The 23,230-nt window shown below is 71.4% G+C and carries 17 protein-coding genes; 12 read left to right on the top strand and 5 right to left on the bottom strand.

All coding sequences use genetic code 11. From position 1 onward, the window contains the following. Nucleotides 1-82: 82 nt before the first annotated feature. The 9 genes from QRY02_RS25340 to QRY02_RS25380 all read left to right on the top strand — a co-directional run bounded on the left by QRY02_RS25340 (nt 83) and on the right by QRY02_RS25380 (nt 13,862). Complete coding sequence (locus QRY02_RS25340; RefSeq protein WP_285985343.1) at nt 83-2,341, top strand: discoidin domain-containing protein; 2,259 nt, start codon at nt 83-85, stop codon at nt 2,339-2,341. A 23-nt stretch (nt 2,342-2,364) separates the two neighbouring features. After that, nucleotides 2,365-4,551 (top strand): discoidin domain-containing protein, encoded by a 2,187-nt coding sequence (locus QRY02_RS25345; protein ID WP_285985344.1) that lies wholly within the window; start codon nt 2,365-2,367, stop codon nt 4,549-4,551. Between the two features lie 101 nt (nt 4,552-4,652). Then, complete coding sequence (locus tag QRY02_RS25350; protein ID WP_285985345.1) at nt 4,653-5,327, top strand: winged helix-turn-helix domain-containing protein; 675 nt, start codon at nt 4,653-4,655, stop codon at nt 5,325-5,327. Continuing rightward, the gene (locus tag QRY02_RS25355; protein WP_285985346.1) at nt 5,324-6,742 is read left to right on the top strand and encodes a sensor histidine kinase; all 1,419 of its coding nucleotides are present in this window, start codon (nt 5,324-5,326) and stop codon (nt 6,740-6,742) included. Before QRY02_RS25350 ends, QRY02_RS25355 begins: the two co-directional genes overlap by 4 nt. A 1,143-nt stretch (nt 6,743-7,885) precedes the next feature. Next, a complete protein-coding gene (locus tag QRY02_RS25360; protein WP_285985347.1) occupies nt 7,886-8,893 on the top strand; it encodes a LacI family DNA-binding transcriptional regulator in 1,008 nt (335 codons plus the stop codon). A gap of 168 nt (nt 8,894-9,061) precedes the next feature. Continuing rightward, complete coding sequence (locus tag QRY02_RS25365; protein WP_285985348.1) at nt 9,062-10,438, top strand: ABC transporter substrate-binding protein; 1,377 nt, start codon at nt 9,062-9,064, stop codon at nt 10,436-10,438. Then, entirely contained in the window at nt 10,416-11,384 is a 969-nt protein-coding gene (locus QRY02_RS25370; RefSeq protein WP_285985349.1) for a carbohydrate ABC transporter permease, read from the top strand. The genes QRY02_RS25365 and QRY02_RS25370 overlap by 23 nt, the downstream gene beginning before the upstream one ends. Then, nucleotides 11,381-12,250, top strand: coding sequence for a carbohydrate ABC transporter permease (locus QRY02_RS25375; RefSeq protein ID WP_285985350.1), 870 nt, complete (start codon nt 11,381-11,383; stop codon nt 12,248-12,250). Before QRY02_RS25370 ends, QRY02_RS25375 begins: the two co-directional genes overlap by 4 nt. A gap of 34 nt (nt 12,251-12,284) precedes the next feature. Continuing rightward, nucleotides 12,285-13,862, top strand: coding sequence for a glycoside hydrolase family 13 protein (locus QRY02_RS25380; RefSeq protein ID WP_285985351.1), 1,578 nt, complete (start codon nt 12,285-12,287; stop codon nt 13,860-13,862). Here the strand turns inward: QRY02_RS25380 and QRY02_RS25385 are convergent. Beyond that, nucleotides 13,859-15,193, bottom strand: a complete 1,335-nt coding sequence (locus tag QRY02_RS25385; protein ID WP_285985352.1) for an LVIVD repeat-containing protein — start codon at nt 15,191-15,193, stop codon at nt 13,859-13,861. The genes QRY02_RS25380 and QRY02_RS25385 overlap by 4 nt on opposite strands. A gap of 105 nt (nt 15,194-15,298) precedes the next feature. On the opposite strand from QRY02_RS25385, the gene QRY02_RS25390 reads away from it, so the two are divergent. Both QRY02_RS25390 and QRY02_RS25395 read left to right on the top strand, forming a co-directional pair. After that, the gene (locus QRY02_RS25390; RefSeq protein WP_285985353.1) at nt 15,299-16,744 is read left to right on the top strand and encodes a peptide ABC transporter substrate-binding protein; all 1,446 of its coding nucleotides are present in this window, start codon (nt 15,299-15,301) and stop codon (nt 16,742-16,744) included. Continuing rightward, nucleotides 16,741-17,322 (top strand): nucleotidyltransferase domain-containing protein, encoded by a 582-nt coding sequence (locus QRY02_RS25395; RefSeq protein WP_285985354.1) that lies wholly within the window; start codon nt 16,741-16,743, stop codon nt 17,320-17,322. The genes QRY02_RS25390 and QRY02_RS25395 overlap by 4 nt, the downstream gene beginning before the upstream one ends. Here QRY02_RS25395 and QRY02_RS25400 read toward each other — a convergent pair. After that, a complete protein-coding gene (locus tag QRY02_RS25400; RefSeq protein WP_285985355.1) occupies nt 17,319-18,197 on the bottom strand; it encodes a LysR family transcriptional regulator in 879 nt (292 codons plus the stop codon). The genes QRY02_RS25395 and QRY02_RS25400 overlap by 4 nt on opposite strands. Nucleotides 18,198-18,268: 71 nt before the next feature. On the opposite strand from QRY02_RS25400, the gene QRY02_RS25405 reads away from it, so the two are divergent. Beyond that, a complete protein-coding gene (locus tag QRY02_RS25405) occupies nt 18,269-19,279 on the top strand; it encodes an SDR family oxidoreductase (RefSeq protein WP_285985356.1) in 1,011 nt (336 codons plus the stop codon). 103 nt (nt 19,280-19,382) lie between these two features. Here the strand turns inward: QRY02_RS25405 and QRY02_RS25410 are convergent, their stop codons facing one another. From QRY02_RS25410 to QRY02_RS25420, 3 genes are read right to left on the bottom strand one after another with little or no spacing between them, the layout of a single operon-like run. Next, nucleotides 19,383-20,378 (bottom strand): AraC family transcriptional regulator, encoded by a 996-nt coding sequence (locus QRY02_RS25410; RefSeq protein ID WP_285985357.1) that lies wholly within the window; start codon nt 20,376-20,378, stop codon nt 19,383-19,385. 28 nt (nt 20,379-20,406) lie between these two features. Beyond that, a complete protein-coding gene (locus QRY02_RS25415; protein ID WP_285985358.1) occupies nt 20,407-21,141 on the bottom strand; it encodes an SDR family oxidoreductase in 735 nt (244 codons plus the stop codon). 57 nt (nt 21,142-21,198) lie between these two features. Then, nucleotides 21,199-23,112 carry a S8 family peptidase gene (locus QRY02_RS25420; protein WP_285985359.1) on the bottom strand — a complete coding sequence of 638 codons (1,914 nt, stop codon included), beginning with the start codon at nt 23,110-23,112 and terminating at the stop codon, nt 21,199-21,201. Nucleotides 23,113-23,230 lie beyond the last annotated feature (118 nt).

Raw genomic sequence — 23,230 nt, forward strand, 5'->3', positions numbered from 1 at the left:
AACTATTGCGATTTCTTGTCCGGGATTCGTATGATCCCCGTCACAGAGGTCCCCACCTGCTGCGGAAAGGCCAGTGCCGCCCATGTCTCCCAGCTCTGTCTTCAGCGCGCCCAAGTTCAGGTTCGGCGCACTCGCCGCGGCGGTGATCGCCGCCGCCGGACTCACGATCGCCGCCGTTCCCGCGGGAAACGCGGCCCCGGCCGCCGGCCGGGGCGCGACGGTTCCCTTCCTCGAACAAGAAGCCGAAACCGCCGCCACCAACGGTTCGGTCATCGGCCCGAACCGCGCCGCGGGCACCCTCGCCGGCGAAGCCTCCGGCCGGAAGGCCGTGACGCTGTCCGGCCAGGGCCAGTACGTCGAGTTCACCCTCACCGCACCGGCGAACTCGATCGACTTCCGGTACAGCGTCCCGGACTCCGCGAGCGGGACGATCTCGCTCTACGTCGGCGGTGCCCACAACCGGGACATCCCGCTGACGTCGAAGTGGGCCTGGTACTACGGCTCGTACCCCTTCACCAACAACCCGGGTGACGGTCACGCGCACCACTTCTACGACGAGGCCCGCGCACTGCTCGGCACGTCCTACCCGGCCGGGACGAAGATCAGGCTGCAGGCCGACGCCGGAGACGTCACGCCGGTCACCGTCGACCTCGCCGACTTCGAGCAGGTCGGCGCGGCCGCGACCCGGCCGGCGAACTCGGTGTCCGTCACCGACTACGGCGCCACCGCGGGCGACACGAGCGACGACGCCGCGGCGTTCGACGCGGCGGTCGCGGCGGCACGCAGCCAGGGCAAGGAAGCCTGGATCCCGTCCGGCACCTTCACCCTCGGCCACCACATCACGGTCGACCAGGTGACGATCCGCGGTGCCGGACCCTGGTACTCGGTGCTGACCGGCCCGCGCGCGGGCATCTTCGGCAAGGGCGAACCGGAGAGCTGCGGAACCCCGGCGTATCCCGGCAACCCCGCCGTGCCGGGCGTCAGCAGCGCGGTGAAGCTCTACGACTTCGCGATCATCGGCCAGGTCGACGCCCGCGTCGACTGCGACCAGTCGAACGCGATCGGCGGCGCGCTGGGCGGCGGCTCGGTCGTGCAGAACCTGTGGCTGCAGCACACGAAGGTCGGGCTGTGGCTCGACGGGCCGTTCGACGGGCTCACCGTGACCGGCAACCGGATCCTCGACCAGACCGCCGACGGGCTGAACCTGCACCAGGGCATCAGCAACGTCACCGTGACGAACAACTTCCTGCGCAACACCGGCGACGACGGCCTGGCGATGTGGTCCGAGCACCAAGCCGACCACCACAACACGTTCTCCTTCAACACCGTGCTGCTGCCGATCCTGGCCAACAACATCGCGATCTACGGCGGGCACGACAACACCGTGTCCGACAACGTCGTCGCCGACAACCAAGACCAGGGCGGTGGTCTGCACATCGCGAACCGGTTCAGCGCGGTGCCGCTGTCGGGCACCACGACGGTCGCGCGCAACACCGCGATCCGCACCGGCGTGCTCGACTCGAACTGGCAGTTCGGCGTCGGCGCGCTGTGGTTCGACGGCCGCGACTCGGCCATCACCGGCCGGATCGACGTCACCGGCAACGACCTGCTGGACAACAACTACGAGGCGATCCAGTTCATCGACGGCGCCACCACGGACGTGCACTTCAGCGACATCCGGATCAGCGGCGCCGGCACGTTCGCCTGGCAGCTGCAGGCGAAGCCGTCGGGGTCGGTGAAGAACGTCGTCGCGACCGGGGTCGGCCGGGCGGGTGTCTACAACTGCATGGGGCCCGACGCGATGAGCGGCCTGGCCGACCAGGGCGGCAACTCGGGCTGGACCACGACGTACTGCGGCTCGTGGCCGGCGCCCGTCTACGGCTCGGACAACGGCGGCACGACGACTCCGCCCACCACCACGCCGCCGACCACCACGCCGACCCAGCCGGGCGGGAACCTGGCGCTGCACAAGGCAGTCAGCGCGTCCGGCGCCCAAGGTGGTTTCCCGCCGGGCAACGCCGTCGACGGCGACGCGAACTCGTACTGGGAGAGCACGAACAACGCGTTCCCGCAGTCGCTGACCGTCGACTTCGGCAGCACGGTCACCGTCTCGCGGCTGGTGCTGAAGCTGCCGCCGTCCTCGGCGTGGGGCACCCGCACGCAGACGATCTCGGTCGACGGGGTCAAGGCCGCGGCGGGCTACACCTTCGCCCCGGCGTCCGGCAACACCGCGACCGTGACCTTCCCGGCGGCGTCGGTGCGCACCCTCCGGCTGACTTTCACCGGCAACACCGGCTGGCCCGCGGGTCAGCTGTCCGAGCTCGAAGCCTATTCGTCCTGAACCCCGTGAGAAAGGTGACGACGATGTCCCCCATTCCCCGGCGCCGCGCGGCGCTGCTGGCCGCGGCCCTCGCCGCGGCCGGCCTGACCGTGCTGGCCGGCGGCACCCCGGCGGCCGCGGCGACCTGTCCCACCACGGCGTCCGGCGGCGCGAGTGTGCCGTTCCGGACCGTCGAAGCCGAGTGCTCGGCGACCAACGGCTCGGCCGTCGGCCCCGACTACACGCAGGCCGGCTTGGCTTCGGAGGCCTCCGGGCGGCAGGCGGTCCGGATCGGCACCGGCCAGTACGTCGAGTTCACGCTGCCCGCGGCGGCCAACTCGATCAACGTCCACTACAGCGTGCCGGACGGCTCGTCCGGCCGCCTCACGGTGTCCGTCAACGGGACCAAGCTGGCGCTGCCGGTGACCGCCCGCTATTCCTATGTGGACACCAGCTGGATCCCCGGCGCCAAGACGCACCACTTCTTCGACGACGCCCGGCTGCTGCTGGGCCAGAACCTGCCCGCCGGGGCGAAGGTGCGGGTGCAGGCCGACTCCGGTGACGTCGGCCAGGCGACCATCGACCTCGCCGACTTCGAGCAGGTCGGCGGCGCGGGCACGAAACCGGCGAACGCCCTGCCGGTCACCGACTACGGCGCCACCGCGAACGACTCCTCGGACGACACGCAGGCGTTCCGGAACGCGCTGGCAGCGGCGCGCTCGCAGGGCCGCGAGGTGTGGGTGCCGTCCGGGCGCTTCGAAATCTCCTCGGCGCTGCAGATCGACCAGACGACCGTCCGGGGCGCGGGCCAGTGGTACACCGTGCTGCACGGCAACAACATCTTCAACAACGGCAGCGCGTCCGGGAACATCAAGCTGTACGACTTCGCGGTCTTCGGTGACGTGACCGAGCGCAACGACGGCAGCCCGGACAACGCGTTCCACGGCGTCCTCGGCACCGGCTCGGTCGTGAGCGGCCTGTGGATCCAGGACACCAAGTGCGGGCTGTGGCTGATGAACGGCGCTTCGTCGAATCTCACCATCGAAAACAACCGCATCCTCGACACCCAGGCCGACGGCGTGAACTTCGACGGCGCCGTGACGAACTCGACGCTGCGCAACAACTACCTGCGCAACAACGGTGACGACGGGCTCGCGCTGTGGTCCAACGGCCAGGCCGACGCGGGCAACACCATCGCGAACAACACCGTCGTGCAGCCCAACCTGGCCAACGGCATCGCGCTGTACGGCGGGTCGAACAACACCGTGAGCGGCAACCTGGTCCAGGACACCAACGCCCTCGGCGGCGGCTACCTCGTGGCGAACCGGTTCAACTCGGTGCCGCTGTCCGGCACGGTCACGCTTTCGAACAACACCGCGCTGCGGGCCGGGGCGCTCGACCCGAACTGGCAGTTCGGCGTCGGCGCGCTGTGGTTCGACGCGCGCGACCAGGCGATCACCGGCGTCACCATCCGCGTCACCGGGTTCACCGCGATCCAGAGCCCGTACGAGGCCATCCAGTTCATCGACGGCAACGGCGCGGGCAAGCCGATCCAGGGCATCACCATCGACGGCGTCTCCGTGCAGGGCGTCGGCACCTTCGTGGCGCAAGCGCAGACGCAGGGGTCGGTGTCGATCAGCAACCTGACGGCGTCCGGCGTCGGCGTCACCGGGACGTACAACTGCCCTTACCCGACGTCGATCCCCCGCATGACCTTCGGCGGGTCGGGCAACAACGGCTGGACCGGCACCTGGGGCGACTGCTCGACCTGGCCCGCGCCGAACTCGGGTCCGCCGCAGCCGCCGCAGCCCGGCACCGACCTCGCCCGCGGGAAGGCGATCAGCTCGTCGTCCCAGCAGGGCGGGTTCCCGCCGTCGAACGCGAACGACGGCGACGCCAACAGCTACTGGGAGAGCGCCAACAACGCGTTCCCCCAGACGCTGACGGTGGACCTGGGCACGGCGTCGTCGATCAACAAGGTGACGCTGAAGCTGCCGCCGTCCTCGGCCTGGGGTGCGCGCACCCAGACGGTGACGATCTCCGGCAGCACCGACGGCGGCTCGTACACGACGCTGGTGGGGTCGCGCGGCTACTCGTTCGACCCGGCGTCCGGCAACACGGCCTCGGTGTCCTTCGCGACGACGTCCCAGCGGTTCGTGCGGCTGACCTTCACCGGCAACACGGGCTGGCCCGCCGGCCAGGCGGCCGGATTCGAGGTGTCGGCGGCCTGATGTGACGAAACCGCACGGCGGCTCGACGGTTCCGCACGGGAACCGCCGGGCCGCCGGGCGCTGCATTAGTCTCGCCGGAACGATCATCCCGGGGAGGGCCCGTGCCGCGTCTGCTGCTCGTCGAGGACGACGAACCGCTGGCCGAAGCGCTTTCGCTGGCGTTGCGCGCGTTGGGCCACGACGTCGTCCACGCTCCTACCGGCGAGCACGCGCTGACCGCGCTGGGCGACGCCGAGTTCGTCCTCCTCGACGTCATGCTGCCCGGTATCGACGGCTTCGAGGTCTGCCGCCGCATCCGCGCCCGCAGCCGGCTGCCGATCGTGCTGCTGACCGCCCGCGGCGACCCGATCGACGTCGTCGCCGGGCTCGAGTGCGGCGCCGACGACTACGTGGTCAAGCCGGCCGAGCCGCGCGTGCTCGACGCGCGGATCAAGGCGATCGGCCGCCGCGCGCAGCCGGCCGTGCCGGAAGCCGGCCTGTTCCGGGTGGGCGAGCTGGCGATCGACGCCGCCGCGATGAGCGTCACCCGCGCCGGCGAGGAACTCGCGCTGACCGCCACGGAGATCCGGCTGCTCGTCGAGTTCGCCGAGCACCCGAACCAGGTGCTGAGCCGCCAGGTGCTGCTCAAGCGCGTCTGGGACTACGGCTACGTCGGCGACTCGCGGATCGTCGACGCGGCGGTCGCGCGGCTGCGCGCGAAAGTCGAGGACGACCCGGCGAACCCGGTGCTGCTGCGGACCGTCCGCGGCCTGGGCTACCGCCTGGTGACGAGGTGAGGCTCCCGGCCGTCAGCCTGCGGACGCGGATCGTGGCGGCGATCGTCGGCGTGACCACGACGGCGACGGCGGTGATGGCGTTCTCCGCCTACCAGGTGCAGGCCGACGAAGCACTGGGCCGGTTCGCCAGGTCGTCCGTGAGCAACGCGGCGGCCGATCGGAAGGTCATCCAAGAGTATTCGAAGGTGGGCAGCGAAGGGTGGCTCGACGACGCCCCCACCCACCTCGGCGACATCCCGGACTGGGCGCTGGTGCTCGAGGGGCCCGGCGGGCAGGTCGAAGTCGTGCGAGCCGCCACCACGTATCTCGGGCTCATCCCGGTTCCGGACAAACTCACGATGCTGCGGGCGGTGCGCGAGGAGCTGTTCCGCTATCGAGCGCCCGAGCAGTTCGGCGCCGCCTACGCGCGGGTGCCGGAGACCGGCCGGAAAGTGTTCGTGGTCAACGCGAATCTGCCCGTGCCCGGCTACCACCTCGTGCAGTTCTACGACTTCAGCCAGTTCGACAACGACCTGACCGAGCTACGCTGGAAGCTCGTCCGCGTCGCCCTCGGCGTGACCGCGCTCGGGGTCGGCGTGGCGGTCCTGATCGGGCGCCGGATCCGCCGTCCGATCAAGGCCTTGTCCGCGGCCGCCGACGAGCTGGGTGCGGGCGAACTCGGCACCCGCGTCCCGGTCAAGGGCCGGGACGAGGTCGCCGCGCTGGCCGGGTCCTTCAACGCGATGGCCGCGCGGCTCGGCGAATCCATCGAAGAGCTGCACGCGAAAGACCGCCAGCAGCGGCGGTTCGTCGCCGACGTCGCCCACGACCTGCGGACTCCGCTGGCCTCGATGCTCGCCACCGTCGACAGCCTCGACCACGCCGAGCCCGCCACCCGCACCCGGGCCGCCGACATCCTCGGCACGCAGGCGCGGCGGCTCGCCAAGCTCGTCGAAGACCTGCTCGAGATCGCCAGCTTCGACGCCGGCAAGGCCGACCTGCGGGTGGCGCCCGTCGACCTCGCCGACCTGGTGGCCGACGCCGCCGAAGTCACCGGCGTCGACGCCGCCGTGACGGCGAGCGGGAACGTCACGGTCGTCGCCGACCCGCGGCGGGTGCACACCGTGGTGGCGAACCTGCTGAGCAACGCCGTCCGGCACGGGGCCGCGCCGGTCACGGTCACCCTCGACGGGACCGGCGACGACGTCGTCGTGCGGGTCGCCGACGCCGGCCCCGGCGTCCCGGAAGACCTGCTGCCGCTCCTGTTCGACCGGTTCACCCGCGGCGACCACGCGCGTCAGGCGACCGAGGGCAGCGGGCTCGGGCTGGCGATCGCCCGGGAGAACGTGCTGGCGCACGGCGGATCGCTCACGGTGCACAACGACGGCGGGGCCGTGTTCACCGTGCGGTTGCCCCGGGGTGTCGAGAACGCCTGACCGGCGAAGGCGCTGACCGCCCGCCAGGACAGCTCACGCGGGTGCTGGGCGTCGAAGTACGGCAGCGGCAGGTGCGCGAGCAGCACCGCGGCCCCGATCAGCGGCAGCGGGCGCAGCTCCCGCGGCGGGCCCAGCCACAGCAGCACGGCGAAGTTGGTGACCAGCAGGAATCCCCAGCGCGCCCAGTCCCAGCCCGCGAAGGCGAGCAACGCCGGAGCCGCGACGGCCGCGACCGCGAGCACGTCACGCCGCTGCACCAGGAAGCCAGCCACCACGACGACGAGGATCGGAGCTACGAGCAGCAGGACTTCGGTGATCGAATACAGCTGCCAGCTTTCGGTCTGGGTGCGTTCGAACAACGCCAGTGCGTCGGCTCGCGGGGTGAAATCCGCGGTGGCCATCGCGGTCTCGAGCCGCGCGACCGCGCCCGCGCTCGACGCCGGGAGCGCGAGCACGGCCAGTTCCGCCACGACCGGCGCCACGAGCAGCCTCGCCGTGATCCGCACCGAGGACCGCCGCAGCAGCACGACCGCGAAGACGGGGAGGACGGTGAGCGCCGCGATCTCGTGGGTGAGCACCGCGGCCGTCATCAGCCCGGAGGCCACCGCGGGCCGGCGCGGCAGCTGCCCCAGCGCGCCGAACAGCAGCAGGTACAGGACCTGGTCGAAGTAGCCCACTTCGTGGAAGAGGAAGCCGCCGGAGGGCAGCAGGAGCCAGCCGACGACCACGAGCTTCCCACCCGGGTGCCGGGCGCGCGCGAACGCGACGGCCAGCACCCCGAGCACCGCGGCGAGGACGGCGAACGCGGCGGCCGCGAACACCCAGTACGCGTACCCGGTCGCGAGGGCGAACGGGTGGAGCAGGGTGCCGACGAGGAACCGGCGGTGGAAGCCGTCGGTCAGCGAGACGGCTTCGAGCGTCACGGCCCAGTCGCCCGGCATGCGGAACCCGCGGTAGGCGGCCAGCAGGAAAGCGAGCACCGCGAGCGCGGTCAGGCCGCGAGACGTGGTGGTGCGGGCGAGGGTGGTGGTCACGTCGGCCAAGCTAGGAACGGGATGTGCGGCCTCGGTGACCGTTGATCACCAGCTTGGCGCCGGTTCCGCACGTCGTGCTTTTGCGCTCGATTGCGGTAAAGTTTCAGCTATGACGCGTCGTCTTGCCGAAGTCGCCCGCCAGGTCGGGGTCAGCGAAGCCACGGTCAGCCGGGTGCTCAACGGCCGGTCCGGGGTGTCCGCGAGCACCCGCGCCGCCGTGCTCACCGCGCTGGACGTGATGGGGTACGAGCGGCCCACCCAGCTTCGGGGCGAGCGGGCCCGGCTGGTCGGGCTGGTGCTGCCGGAGCTGCAGAACCCGATCTTCCCGGCGCTGGCCGAGATCATGGGCAACGCCCTCGCCCAGCAGGGGTTCACGCCGGTGCTCTGCACGCGGACGGCGGGCGGGGTGTCCGAAGCGGAGTACGTCGAGCTGCTCCTGCAGCAGCAGGTGTCGGGCGTGGTGTTCGCCGGCGGCCTGTACGCGCAGGCGGACGCGATCCACTCCCACTACCACCACCTCGTCGAGCGACGGCTGCCGACGGTGCTGATCAACGCGGCGGTCGACCACCTCGGGCTGCCCCAGGTCTCGTGCGACGACGCGGTGGCCGTCGAGCAGGTCGTCGGGCACCTCAGCTCGCTCGGGCACGAGAAGATCGGCCTCGTCCTCGGCCCGTCCGACCACGTTCCGTCGCGGCGGAAGCTGGAGGCGTTCCGCTCCTACGCGGCCAAACTCGGGCTGCCGGTCCTGGAGGAGCTGATCGAGCACGGGATGTTTTCGATCGAGGGCGGCCACGCGGCGGCGGCCCGCCTGTACCCCCGCGGCGCGACGGCGGTGCTCTGCGCCAGCGACCTGCTGGCCCTCGGCGCGATCCGCGCGGCCCGCCGGCAGGGCCTGTCGGTGCCGGAGGACGTTTCGGTGGTCGGCTACGACGACTCGGCCCTGATGAACTGCACCGACCCGCCCCTGACGACCACCCGCCAGCCGATCGAGGCGATGGGCCGAGCGGTGGTGGAACTGCTGGTCAAGCGCATCAACGGCGGCGAGGTGGCGGCCGAAGAGCTGTTGTTCGCGCCGGAACTGGTGGTCCGCGGGTCCACGGCCCGCCGCATCACCTGACCCCCGCGATCCGAGAGGCGCGACGGCCCCGAGCCGTCGCGCCTTTTTCGTGCCCGCGCTCTGTTCGTAAGTTGCAAAATCTCGTCTAGTTATTGCGGCTATCGCGTCTCCCACTTTAGAGTGACCGCAATCACGTGACAGCCGTCGCGACCCGAGAAGAGGCTTGAGATGAGCAGTACCTGGTCCCGAACCGTCTCCCGCCGAACGTTGTGCCTGCTCGCCGCCGGTGGTCTCGCCCTGGGGGTGGCCGCCTGCGGGGACGGTGACTCCGGCGCTCCAGCCGGCGGCAAGGTCAAGATCACCGTCACCGGTCAGCCGCCGACCAGCCAGCCCTTCGAGCGCAGCGTCTTCGACGCCGACGTCAAGGAGTTCGAGGCGGCGCACCCGAACATCGACATCGATCCGCACGAAGGCTTCATGGACCCCAAGACGTTCTCCGCGAAGCTCGCCGGCGGGCAGCTCGAAGACGTCTACTACGTCTACTTCACCGACCCGGCGCAGATCATCGCCCGCCACCAGGCCGCCGACATCACCGAAGCCGCGAAGAGCGTCCCGCACCTCAACGACCTCAAGCCGGAACTCCTGGACAACTTCCGGGGCGCCGACGGCAAGCTGTACGGCCTGCCGACCATGAACTACACGATGGGCCTGCTCTACAGCCGCCCGCTGTTCCAGAAGGCCGGCCTCGATCCCGACAAGCCGCCGCAGACCTGGGACGAAGTCCGCGAAGCCGCGAAGAAGATCTCCGCCCTGGGCAACGGCGTCGTCGGGTACGCCGACTACAGCAAGAACAACCAGGGTGGCTGGCACATGACCGGCTGGCTCTACTCGATGGGCGGCGACATCGCCCGCAAGGACGGCGACAAGTGGGTCGCCGACTTCGCCGGCGAAAAGGGCAAGCAGGCCCTCCAGTACCTGCACGACATGCGCTGGACCGACAACTCCATGGGCGCCAAGCAGCTGCTCGAAGCCCAGGACGTCCAGCGGATGATGGGCGCCGGCCAGCTCGGCATGTACATGGCCGCCCCGGACAACGTCCCGGTGCTGGTCAAGCAGTTCAACGGCAAGTACGAGGACTACGGCATCGCGGGCATGCCCGGCGGCCAGGGCACCCTGCTCGGCGGCGAGGGCTACATGCTCAACCCGAAGGCGTCCCCGGAGAAGATCAAGGCCGGCCTCGAGTGGATCCAGTGGAAGTACCTCAACCCGGACCGCTTCGAAAAGCACATCCAGCAGTACGTCGAGGGCAAGCAGCCGGTCGGCCTGCCCGCCGAGCCCACCCCCGACGTCTGGCAGGGCACGGTCCGCGACCAGCAGCTGGCGCTGAAGGCCAAGTACGCCAACGTCCCCGCCGCGAACTACAAGTCCTATGTGGACACTACGAGCAAGATCAAGGGCAGCATCGAGCCGCCGAACGCGCAGCAGATCTACGCCGCGCTCGACAGCGTCATGCAGGCGGTGCTCACGGACCAGAACGCGAACATCGACCAGCAGCTGGCGTCGGCGTCCTCGAAGGTCAACAGTGTCCTCGCCCAGGTCAAGTAGCCTGCTCGCCTGGCCCGCGGCGAAACCGTCGCGGGCCGGGCGCCCGGCCGCAACTCAGGTGAACCGGAGCAGGCTGCGGCGCAAGCTCAAGGAGAACCTCACCGCGTACGGCCTGCTCTGCGCCGCCCTCGTGGTGTTCGCGCTGTTTTCCTGGTACCCGATCGTGCGCGGTGTCCTGCTGAGCTTCCAGCAGGTCGACTTCGTCAACGCGCCGACGTGGGTCGGGTTCGGCAACTTCGAGCGGCTCTTCGCGGACCCGCTGTTCGGTGTCGCCTGGCGCAACACGCTGCTGTTCACCGGGCTCGCCCTGGTCTTCGGCTTCGCCGTCCCGTTCTTGACGGCCGTGCTGCTGAACGAACTCCGCCACGCGAAGGCGTTCTTCCGGCTCGCCGTCTACCTGCCGGTGATGCTGCCACCGGTCGTGACGGCGCTGATGTGGAAGTGGTTCTACGACCCCGGTCCCGGCTTGTTCAACTCCGCGCTCGGCGCGGCCGGCCTGCCCGGCGGCCAGTGGCTCGACTCCTCCACGACCGCGATGCTGTCGCTGGTGTTCGTCTCGACGTGGGCCAACATGGGCAGCACCACGCTGATCTACCTGGCCGCGCTCGGCACGATCCCCGGCGAGCTCTACGAAGCCGCGGAGCTCGACGGCGCCGGGTTGTGGAAACGGCTGCGGCACGTGACGTTCCCGCAGACGCGGTTCGTCCTGCTGGTGCTCCTGCTGCTGCAGATCGTCGCGACCATGCAGGTGTTCACCGAGCCGTACGTCATGACCGGCGGCGGCCCGGACGACTCCACGGTGACCGTGCTCCTGCTGCTCTACCGCTACGCCTTCGTCTACAACGACTTCGGCTCGGCGAGCGCGATGAGCCTGCTGCTGTTCGTGGCGCTCGGCGTGTTCTCGGCGTGGTACGTCCGGCTGACGAGGAAGGCGGACCAGTCATGAGGACCCTCGTCTCCCCCGGCGCACTGCGCAGCCCGCGCGGCAAGGTCGTCTACGGCGTCGTCTTCGCCGGCACGCTCGCGGTGTTCGTGCTGGCGTTCATGTTCCCGCTGTACTGGGTCGTCACCGGCGCGATGAAGTCACCGCAGGAACTGGCGCAGACACCGGCGACGCTCGTCCCGCACGAGTGGCACCCGGAGACCTTCGCCGACGCGTGGGACCAGCTGAGCCTGGGCAAGTACTTCCTCAACACGCTGATCGTCGCCGGCGGCGCGTGGCTGGCGCAGCTGGCCATCGACGTCCCGGCCGCGTTCGCGCTGTCGAAGCTGCGGCCGAAGTTCGGCAACGTCGTGCTCGGGCTCATGCTGGCGACGCTGATGCTGCCCGCCACCGCGTTGCTCGTCCCGACGTACGTGACGGTGACGGACCTGCCGCTGCTGCACCTCAACCTGATCAACTCACCGGCCGCGATCTGGCTGCCCGCGGCGGCGAACGCGTTCAACATCTACCTGCTGAAAAGGTTCTTCGACCAGATCCCGGACGAGCTGATCGAAGCGGCTCGCCTCGACGGGGCCGGGCCGGTGCGCACGCTCTGGCGGATCATCCTGCCGATTTCGCGGCCGATCCTGGCCGTCGTGTCGATCCTCGCGGTGGTCACCGCGTGGAAGGACTTCATCTGGCCGCTGCTGGTGTTCCCGGACACCGGAAAGCAGACGCTCTCGGTGATGCTGCAGCGGGTGGCGATCGACATGCCGCTCAACGTGCTCGTCGCCGGGATGGTGCTGGCCAGCCTGCCGATGGTGGCGCTGTTCCTGGCCTTCCAGCGGCAGATCCTCGCCGGGCTGACCGCCGGCAGCCTGAAGGGCTGAGCCGGGTTTTCACGACGACTAGGAGGGCACTTTCGTGACCGACAAGACCGGCTGGTGGCGGAGCGCGGCGATCTACCAGGTCTACATCCGCAGCTTCGCGGACGGCAACGGCGACGGCGTCGGCGACCTCGCCGGCGTCCGCGCCCGGCTGGACCACCTGGCCGACCTGGGCATCGACGCGATCTGGTTCACGCCGTGGTACCCGTCGCCGATGGACGACGGCGGCTACGACGTCGCCGACTTCCGGGACATCGAGCCGCTGTTCGGCACCCTCGCCGAGGCAGAGGACCTGATCGCGGAGGCGCACGCGCGCGGCATCCGGGTGATCATCGACATCGTGCCCAACCACTGCTCCGACGAGCACCGCTGGTTCCAGGCCGCGCTCGAGGCGGGCCCGGGTTCGCCGGAGCGGCAGCGGTTCTGGTTCCGGCCCGGCCGCGGCCCGGACGGCAGCGAGCCGCCGAACAACTGGAAGTCGCGCTTCGGCGGGTCCGCGTGGACGCGCGTGCCGGACGGCGAGTGGTACCTGCACCTCTACAGCTCGCGCCAGCCGGATTTCAACTGGGAAAACCCGGAGATCCGCACGGAGTTCGAGGACGTGCTGCGCTTCTGGTTCGACCGCGGCGTGGACGGTTTCCGCATCGACGTCGCCGACGGCCTGGTCAAGGACCCGCACCTGCCCGACGTCGACAACGGCGACGAGACGCCGTTCAGCGACCAGGAAGGGCTGCACGAGATCTACCGGTCGTGGCGCAAGATCGCCGACAGCTACGGCGGCGAGCGCGTGCTGGTCGGCGAAATGTGGCTGCCGGACATGTCGCGGGCCGCGCGCTACCTGCGCCGCGACGAGCTGCACTCGGCGTTCAACTTCGACTTCCTGGTCTGCCCGTGGGACAGCAAGCGCTTCCGCGACGTCATCGACCGGACGCTGAAGGCGCACGAGGAGGTCGGCGCGCCGGCCGCGTGGGTGCTGTCGAACCACGACGTCACGCGGCACGTCACGCGCTACGGCCGTGAGGGCGACACGGGGTTCAGCTTCGCGAACCGGCTGCACGAGCTGCCGGTGGACCGCGAGCTGGGCACCCGGCGGGCCCGGGCGGCGGCGCTGCTGACGCTGGCCCTGCCCGGCGGGCTGTACGTCTACCAGGGCGAGGAGCTGGGGCTCTGGGAGGTCCTGGACATCCCCGACGAGCTGCGCCAGGACCCGGTCTGGGCCCGCACGAACGGCACCGACCCCGGCCGTGACGGCTGCCGCGTCCCGATCCCGTGGTCGGGCTCGGAAGCGCCGTTCGGCTTCGGTGCCGGGGGCGCGTGGCTCCCCCAGCCCGCCGAGTGGCGGGACTACACGGCGGAAGCGGAGGCGGCGGACCCGGCGTCGATGCTGTCGCTGTACCGGAACGGGCTGCGGCTCCGGCGGGATCTCCCCACCGGTTCGCCGGAGTGGCTCGACCTCGGCGAAGGGGTGCTGGCGTTCCGGCTCGGGCCGGGGTTCACGTTCGCGCTGAACTTCTCGGACGCGCCGGTCCCGCTCCCCGCCGGGGAGATCCTGCTGGCCAGCGGGCCGGCCGGCAGCGAACTGCCGACCGACACCGCTGTCTGGCTGAAGTCCTAGGCGGTCAGCTGCAGGACGTCTACGCCGCGGGCGTTGTCCGCGACGTAGACGTACTTGCCGTGCCAGTACGGCGCCCACGCGCTCGCGTCGGCCGGGCGGTAGTAGGCGATCTGCCGGGGGTTCGTCGGGTCACTGACGTCGAGGAACCGCGTGCCCTGCGCGTAGAACGACTGCACCAGAATCCTGCCGCGGACGTCGAAGTAGTGCGCGGAGCAGTCGTCGGACGCCGGGTCGCTGCCCTCCTGGCCGTTCACGCCCCAGGTGCCGACGCTTTCCAGCCGGAACGGCTTCTCCGGCGTCGAACGCCAGCCTTCGCCGTGGTAGGAGCCCTTCAAGGACGAAATCGTCAGGACGCCGTCGCCCGCGCAGCCGTCGACGAAGTTCTCCTCCGTCGCGTAGATCAGGTCCTGGCCGCGCCAGGCGCCGTCGCCGATGCGGTGGCCGGCCGGGTGGAAGCTGTTGTGCATGAACCGCGACGGGGCCGCGGTCTCGGCGATGCCGCCGCCGGCGTACGGGACCGGCTCGTGCGCGGTCGCGCGGCGGACCTTGTTCGTCAGCGGGTCGCGGTGGATCCCGGACGTCCAGTAGCCGCGGACGCCGCCGCGCCCGGACACCCAGGCCACGCCGTCGGCGTCGACCTGCACGTCGTGCACGTAGTCGGTCTTGCCGTCGTTGCGGGCCAGCTCGATCGGCTGCGGGTCGACCTTCGGGTGCTTCGGGTCGCGGATGTCGGTGACCCAGATCGGCCGGCCGCCCCAGTCCGCCGGCTGGTTGTCGGCCTTCGCCGGGCCGCCGGTCCACAGGTAGCGGCAGCCGTCGACGCAGCTGGTGGTGTGGCCGGCCGGCACCTGCACGTAGCTGAGGATCGCCGGGGCCTCGGGCTTCGAGACGTCGACGACGTAGATCCCGGACTCGCCGGTGTGCGTGGTGCCGCCGTACGCCCGCGGGTCGCGGGAGAGGAACACCAGCTTGCGGTTCTGGTCGACCTCGGTGTCCTCGGTCTCCCACAGCCCGGGCAGGCTGACCTGCCCGACCAGCTTCGGCGCGGCCGGGTTCTTCGTCAGGTCGTACACCTTGAGCCCGAACTCGCCGGACACGACCATGACGTCGCGGCGGCCGTAGTCGAGGAAGTTGATCGAAATGGCGCCGGCCGCGTCGGGCACGTTGCCGACGGCCTTGACGTTCTTGACCGCCCCGGGGTCGCCCAGCGTGCGGGCGGCCGGGACCGCGGGTTTGTCGTCCTCGCCGCAGGCGGCGGCCGGTAGCCCGGTCGCGACCAGCGTGGCGCTGACGGTGACGGCGGCGAAGCACGACCGCAACCAGGTGCGCACGCGAAACCTCCCAGAACGCCGGCGAGCGTGACCCATCGAACGGTACGACGGAGATCAACCGGACACAACCGTCTTTCGTTGCCTTCCGACTGGTAGGAACGGCGCATGCGCCTGCTCGCCCTGTTCGCCGTCCTCGTCCTCGCCGTCACGGGCTGTACCGGCTCCGGCCCGGCTCGGCCCGGGGTGCTGTCCGTCGGCATCCGGGAGCCCGCGACGCTGCTGCCGGCCGACCTCGCCGACCAGGCGGGCCGGCTGGTGACGAGCGCGCTGTGGACTCCGCTCGCCGACTACGACGCGGCGTCCGGGAAGGTCACCCCGCGGGCGGCGGCGTCGATCGAGAGCGCCGACCGGGTGCACTGGACGGTCAAGCTGCGGCCGGCGACGTTCCACGACGGTTCCCCGGTCACCGCGCAATCCTATGTGGACACCTGGCGGGCGATCGCCTCCGCGCACTGGGTCTCGTCCCCGGTGCTGACGAAGCTCCTGCGGGCCCGGGAGATCGAGGCGGCGGCTCCGGACACGATCGCGCTGACCCTCGACCGGCCGTCCGGCCAGGTGCCCGCGCTGCTCTCCGCGCCGGGCCTGGTGCCGCTGCCGGCGTCGGTGCTCGCCTCCCGGGACTGGGACGGGTTCGCGAAGGCCCCGGTCGGCAACGGACCGTACCGGCTCGACGGCGGCTGGAAGCCGGGTTCGGGCGGCACCCTCAAGCGCGTCGGCGCCGGGAAGGCCGAGGAGATCGAGCTGCGGGTCGGCGAACCGGCGGCCCAGTACGACGCGGTCAAAGCGGGCACGCTCGACCTCGCGACCGAGGTCCCCGGCGAGCGGCACGAGGCCATGCACGGCGAATTCGCCGACCGCCACGCGTCCTGGGCCCTGCCCGAGGCGGGCTACCTCGCGTTCCCGGTGGCGAACCCCCGGTTCGCCGACGCGACGGTCCGCCACGGCTTCGCCCTCGGCGTCGACCGCGCGGCGCTGGAGGCCGGCCCGCTCGCGCACCAGGTCGACCCGGCCAAGGCGATGCTGCCACCGTCGGCCGCCCCGGGCGAGCGCTCGGGCACCTGCCGCCCGTGCACCTTCGACGCGGCGGCCGGCAAGGCCCTGCTGAAGCAGGCGGCCTTCCCCGGTGGCGCCACCGTCTACTTCGGACCGGGCGCGGAGGCGTGGACGCGCACCCTGGTGGTCGGGCTGCACAAGGCACTGGACGTTTCCGTGACGGCACAGGCGGCCCCGCGCACGGACCAGCTCGACGGCCCGTCCACCGTGGACGTCAAGCAGGCGACCGGCAGCCCGTACGAGCTGCTGTCCGAGCTGGCCACGGCGTCGGGGTACACCGACGACGTCTTCCGCCAGAACCTGGCACTGGCCGACGCGGCGGCCACCCCGGAGGAGGCGGGCGAGCTGTACCGGCTGGCGGAGAACCAGCTGCTGCGGGACCTGCCGGTGGCGCCGCTGTGGTCGGGCCACGGCCACGCGGTCTGGGGGTCCCGGGTCCACGACGTCACGGCAACGCCGTTCACCGGCCCGGTGCTGGCGGGGATCGGCGTCTCGTGAGCTGGGCGCCCGCGCCGCTGCCCGAGGTGGCCGAGCTGTTCGCCCACGTCCGAGCGCCGTGGTGGATCGCCGGCGGGTACGCGATCGAGCTGGCGGTGGGCCGGCCGTTCCGCACGCACGCCGACGTCGACGTGCTGCTGCTCCGGCGCGACCAGCGCGCGATCCAGGAGGCACTGCCGTCGTGGGAGTGGTGGGCGGCGGACCCGCCGGGCACCCTGCGGCCCTGGGCACCGGGCGAGGTACTGGGCGCCGACGTCGACGACGTGTGGTGCCGCCCGTCGGCGTCCGCGCCGTGGCGGATCCAGTTCATGCTCGACGAGGCGCGGGGTGCCGAGTGGGTCTCCCGCCGGAACCCCGCCGTGCGGCGGGAAATCAAGAAGCTGGGCGGTGTTTCGCCCGAGGGCCTCCCCTACCTGGTGCCGGAGGTGCAGCTGTTCGCCAAGGCCCACGACACCCGCCCCAAGGACGAGCAGGACTTCGCCGCCGCTTTGCCGGTGCTCGGCGCGGCACAGCGGCGTTGGCTCGCGGAGGCGCTCGAAACGACCTACGGCCCGCACCCCTGGCTCGGCCGCCTCTAGACGGTGGCGTGCTTGACGAGGGTCTCGATGAACGCACCGGTCAGCGGGTCCGGGGCCGCGCGGGTGTAGGCCGTCAGCGTGCGGCGGACCGGCGTGCTCGGCCGCAGGACCCGGCCGTCGAACCGGGCCGGCAGGACGTTCGCCGGGACCAGCGCGGGGCCCAGGCCCGCGGCCGCGAGGATCGGTGCGGCCGCCGTCTGCTCGGTGCGGACAGCCGCGCGGGGGCGGAAGCCCGCCGCCGCGCAGGCCGCGTCGACCAACTCGGCCAGGCCGTTGCCCGGGGCGTAGTGCACCCACGCGCAGCCGGCGAGCGTCGCCAAGTCGACTTCGCCGGTGCTGTCGTCCTCGCGGGCGCCGTCCGCGGGCAGCACGACGACGAACTCCTCCACCCCCAGCTCACGCACCGGGCCCGCCCAGTCGCCGGGGCGCGGGCCGAGCGCGACGTCGGCCTCGCCCGCGGCCATCGCCTCGCGCAGCTCGCCGGCGTGCCGGAACTCGATCAGCCGGACGTCGACCTCGGGCCGGTCGCGCCGCCACACGCGCAACGCGGGCGGCAGCACGCCGAGGCTCACCGAATACACCGTGGCGACCTGCAGCTCACCCGCCGTCGTCCCGGAGGCGAGCCGGGCCGCGCAGCGCGCGCGTTCGGCGTCGGCCAGCGCCGCCCGCGCGTGCGGCAGCATCGCCCGGCCCATCGGCGTGAGCCGGACCGCCCGGGGCAGCCGCTCCAGCAGCGGCCCGCCGAGACTGCGCTCGAGCGCCCGCATCTGGTGCGACAACGCCGGTTGCGTCACGTGCAGCTGCTCGGCGGCGCGGGTGAACGAGCCGGTGTCGACCACCGTGACCAGGTACTCGAGCTGCCGCAGGCTTGTCATGAACTCAGCTTATCGACTTGGCGACAAGCAAGCCTTGGACTTATCCATCCACCCAGGCCAGCCTCGAAGACATGGAACGCAAGACAGCTCTGGTCGCCGGGGCGAACGGGATCATCGGCAAGAACCTCGTCGAACACCTGCGGGCCGACGGTGGCTGGGACGTCGTCGGCCTGTCCCGGCGGGGCGGCCCGGGAGCGATCGCCGTCGACCTCCTCGACGCGGCCGACACCCGGGCCAAGATCGGGGCGCTGACCGGCGTCACGCACCTCTTCTACGCGGCGTACCAGGACCGGCCGACGTGGGCGGAACTCGTCCCGCCGAACCTGGCGATGCTGACGAACCTCGTCGACGCGGTGGCGCCCGGCCTGCAGCACGTCAGCCTGATGCAGGGCTACAAGGTCTACGGCGCGCACCTCGGCCCGTTCAAGACCCCGGCGCGCGAGACGGACGCCGGGCACATGCCGCCGGAGTTCAACGTCGACCAGCAGCGGTTCCTCGAACGGCGTGCGGGCGACTGGACGTGGTCGGCGATCCGGCCATCGGTGGTCGGCGGCACCGCGCTGGGGAACCCGATGAACCTGGCGCTGGTGATCGCGGTGTACGCGTCGATTTCGAAGGAACTCGGGCTGCCGCTGCGGTTCCCCGGCCAGCCCGGCGCGTACGACAGCCTGCTGGAGATGACCGACGCGGGCCTTCTGGCGTCGGCGACGGTCTGGGCGACGGGGCACCGGGGCGCCTTCAACATCGCGAACGGCGACCTGTTCCGCTGGCGCGAACTCTGGCCGAAACTGGCGGCGTACTTCGGGTTGGAAGCCGCGCCACCGCTGCGGATGTCGCTGGTGGACGTGATGGCGGACAAGGGTCCACTGTGGACGTCGATGGCTGCGGAGCACGGGCTCTCGGCGTCCTATGCGGACGTTTCGTCGTCGTGGGCGTTCGGCGACTTCGTCTTCGGCTGGGACTACGACATGTTCGCGGACACGTCGAAGGCGCGGCGAGCGGGTTTCCACGAGTACGTCGAAACCGAGCAGATGTTCTACCGGCTGTTCGACGAGTTCCGGAAGGCGCGGGTGATCCCCTGAAAGCGGGTCCGTAGTCGTCCATGCCGGCACAGACCCCCTGACCATGCCGGCATGGACACCCCCCTTGACGTCGTTCAGCCTACGGACGGCGGCCGGCCGCCTTCTATCCGTTATCCGCCGAACGGTCCGCGGATTCCGGCTTGCCGGCACGGCCCGGATCGGCGGTGCGGGACGGCAGCTGCCCGTACGCCTCGCGGTAGTAGGCGGCGAACCGGCTCAGGTGCGTGAAGCCCCAGCGCGTCGCCACCTCGGCGACCGTTCCCGACGCGGAACCGTCCGCGATGCGCAGCAGGTCCTGGTGCACCCGGTCGAGCCGGACGCGCCGGAGGTAGGCCGCCGGGGTGGTCCCGAAGTCGGCGCGGAAACGGTCCTGGAGGGTGCGAGGGCTGACCCGTGCCGCCGCGGCCATGTCGGCGACCGACACCGGCTCGCCCACGTGTGCCTCGCAGTACGCCATGGCTCGTCGCACCGCCCGCGGCAGCGCCGGATGGGCGTGGGCGGGCAGCGCGGCTAAATGGTCGTGCGGCTGGAGGTCCACCAGGCCGTGCACGAGGACCTGTTCGAAGTGCGCGGCAGCCAGTGGTGACCGGGCCGCCAGCGGTGACGCGGTGAACTGCGCGAAGGCTCGCACGGTCGCCTGCCACGCGGCCACCGCCGGGTCGCCGTCGGCGAGGGCGGGGGCGAACCGCAGGGCGGTGGCGGGCGGTTCGCCGGTCTGCGCGGCGACGGCGTTGTCCACCGCCGCCCGCGGCAGGAACAGGATGAGGGTGTCCGAGCCGGCCGGCAGGGACATCCCCAGGGTCATCCCGGGTCCGGCGATCGAGCACGACGCGGCGACCTCGCGGCCCGCCACGCGCACCGAACCCTCCCCGGCGAGCGGGAGGTGGACGTTGTAGAAGTCGGGCAGCTCGCCCGCCGCGACCTCCACCGGGACACCCCACCCCAGCTCGTACAGCGCCAGCCCCTGCCGGTGCAGCCGGCGGAAGCGGCCGGGCGCCCGGTCCCCCCGGCCGACGCGCAGGCCGTGGGGCGAGAACTCCCGGGTCACCGCCTCGTCCAGCGCCTCGACGTCGTCCCCTTCGAACAGCAGGTGCTGCATCTCGTCTCCCCCCGGAGTACGGCCGGTGCTAGCCGCGGCCGATGAACGGCATGGTCGTCGCGGTGACGGTGAGGAACTGGACGTTGGCGCCGAGCGGCAGCCCGGCCATGTACCGCACGGCGTCGGCCACGTGCCGGACGTCGAAGGTCGGCTCGGCGACGACCCGGCCGTCGGCCTGCGGGATGCCGGCCGCCATCCGCTCGGTCATTTCGGTGGCGGCGTTGCCGATGTCGATCTGCCCGCAGGCGACGTCCCAGGCCCGGCCGTCCAGCGAAATCGACCGCGTCAGCCCGGTGACGGCGTGCTTGGTCGCGGTGTAGGCGACGCCGGCGGGCCGCGGCACGTGGGCGGAGATCGAGCCGTTGTTGATGATCCGGCCGCCTCGCGGGTCCTGGTCCTTCATCAGCCGCACGGCTTGGCGCGCGCAGAGGAACATCCCGGTGAGGTTGACGTCGACGGTCCGCTTCCAGTCCTCGACGGACAGATCGGCGACGGTCCCGGCCGCCGAAACGCCGGCGTTGTTGAAGAGGAGGTCGAGCCGCCCCCAGCGATCACGCACGGCGGCGAAGAGCGCCTCGACGGCCTGCTCGTCGGAAACGTCGGTGGGCACGGCGAGCGCGTTCTCGAACCCCTCGGCGGTTTCCGCGAGAGCACCGGCGCGCCGCCCGGCCAGCGCGACCTGGTAGCCGTCTTCGAGGAGCGCCCGGGCCACGGCCCGCCCGATGCCCGAACCCGCTCCGGTGACCACCGCCGTCTGCACCATGGTCCGACCCTAACGAAAAAGGGCCCGGCGTGTGCCGGGCCCTTTTACGGAAGGTCGTTACTTCGCTGCCACGCCCAGCGCCTCGAGCGCCGGGCCGGCCATGATCACGCCGTTGCCGGTCACCGTGTCGAAGCCGGGCGTGCCGAGGTCGATCGACGAGGACACCAGGGCCGTGCGGATCTGCGCCGGGGTCGCCGTCGGCTTGCCCGACAGCAGCAGGGCGGTGATGGCCGCCGCGTGCGGGGCCGCCGCCGATGTCCCGAAGAACGGCTGGAAGCCCGTCACCGAGGTCGCGACGCCGTCGGCCGCGGTGATGTCCGGCTTGTCGCGGACCGTCCCCCCGGTCGAGGACACGTTGCCCGGGGTGATCGCCGTGCCGTCGGCGTTGTAGAACAGGCGGCGCTTGCCGTCGGAGGAGAAGCGCTCCCACTTGCTCGACGCCGTGTACAGGCCGGGGTAGGGGCCGGCCGGGTTCGCCGGGTCACCGGTCTCCAGGGGACGGGTGAACGCGCCCGCCGCCGGCGCCGCCGCCACGCTGAACGCGTTGACCGCGGCCGAGTGGCCGTTCGTGACGCCGTTGGTGCTGAACGCCTTGAGCGAGCCCGAAGCCACGAACCGGCCGCGGATCACGTTCAGCGCGATGAAGCGGTCGGCGCCGCTGTACTTGACGACAGCGACCTTGTAGCCGGAGCCGGTGGCCGGCACGTTCGCGATCTCGTACGGGTTCTGCGCGCCGGACTGCCCGTTCTCGCTGGAGGCCACGACACTGCCCGCGGAGTTCAGGATGAACAGGTCGTAGTCGTTGGCGGACTTGCCCCACGGGTCGGACCAGAACAGCGTCACCGGGCGGCCGAGCGAGCCCGCCGAGAGCGCGTCGAAGTTCTGGGTGGTGCTGCCCGGGTCGAAGTCGTGCGGGGTGCCGGTGACGCCGCTGATCTTCGACGACGAGGCCCGGAAGTCGCCCTCGTAGTAGCCGCTGGTGCCGTCGGTGGCGTTGCCCGAGTTGCCGGCCGAGGAGAAGTAGAGCGCGCCGGCCGCGGTCACGTCGTTGACCGCCTGCGCGACCTGCGTGTCCTGGAACGGCGATTCGTCGAAGTAGGAGACGTCGTCGACGATGATCTGGCAGTTGCCGGTGCTGCGCAGCGCGCGGATGTTCGCGGCGAAGCTCGCTTCGCTGGTGAACGCGGTCGCGAAACCGAGGGTCGCGTCGGGCGCGAGGTCGTGGATGATCTCGAGCATCGCGGTGCCCTCGTCGCCGCTGCCCTGCTGGCCGGACAGGACGTCCACCGCGGGCAGCTCGCCGGCGGCCTGCGACTTCGCCAGGGAGTCGACGCCGTCGGAGAGCACGCAGACCTTCACCCCGGAGCCGCTGACGCCGTAGGTGGTGCGGGCGGCGTCGGCACCGTGCGCCTTGTCCCCTTCGGACACCTGCGTCGCGGCGGCGGCCTGCGCGGCAGCGGTTCGCCGGGCCGTGCTGAAGTCGCGGTTGCCCGGCTCGCTCCAGGTGGTGGCCTGGGCGGCGGGCTTCACCTCGGCGACGTCGGCCCGGCCGGCGATCGCGTCCAGGGCGGACAGCGGGAGGTCGGCGCGGACGGCGCCGTCCGGCGCGGCGTAGCGGACCGTGCCGCCCGCCGCCTTGACGGCGTTCGCGACGGCCTTCCCGTGCGCGGCGATGTCGACCGAGACGGTGCCGGCGTTGCTGACGCCGACGCCGGAGCGGTATTCGGGGAGCTTCGCGGCCAGCGACCGGTCGGCCCGCAACCGCTTCTCGACGACCAGCTGGCTCGACTGCTTGCGCTCCGCGGGGCTCAGGCTCTTCTTGATGCTCTGCAGTGCGCTGATGCCCGCTTCGGTGCGCGCGGCCGCCGCATCCACCACGGACGGCTGCGCCGCCGAGACCCCCGTCGTCAGCAACAGCGCGCCGACCGTCAGCGGAACCGCGTGCGCGGCGACCCGGCTGAATCTCACCATCGATGTCTCCCTGTGGTACTCGGCCACCCGACCGAATGACACCCGACCGGGTGTAATGGGGAGAATCTAAGGAGCGACCGACCCGGATTCCAGCGACCAAAGTCGGGAACGGCCGCCG

Origin of the sequence: Amycolatopsis sp. DG1A-15b (genome assembly GCF_030285645.1) — a bacterium.
Lineage (GTDB): Bacteria > Actinomycetota > Actinomycetes > Mycobacteriales > Pseudonocardiaceae > Amycolatopsis.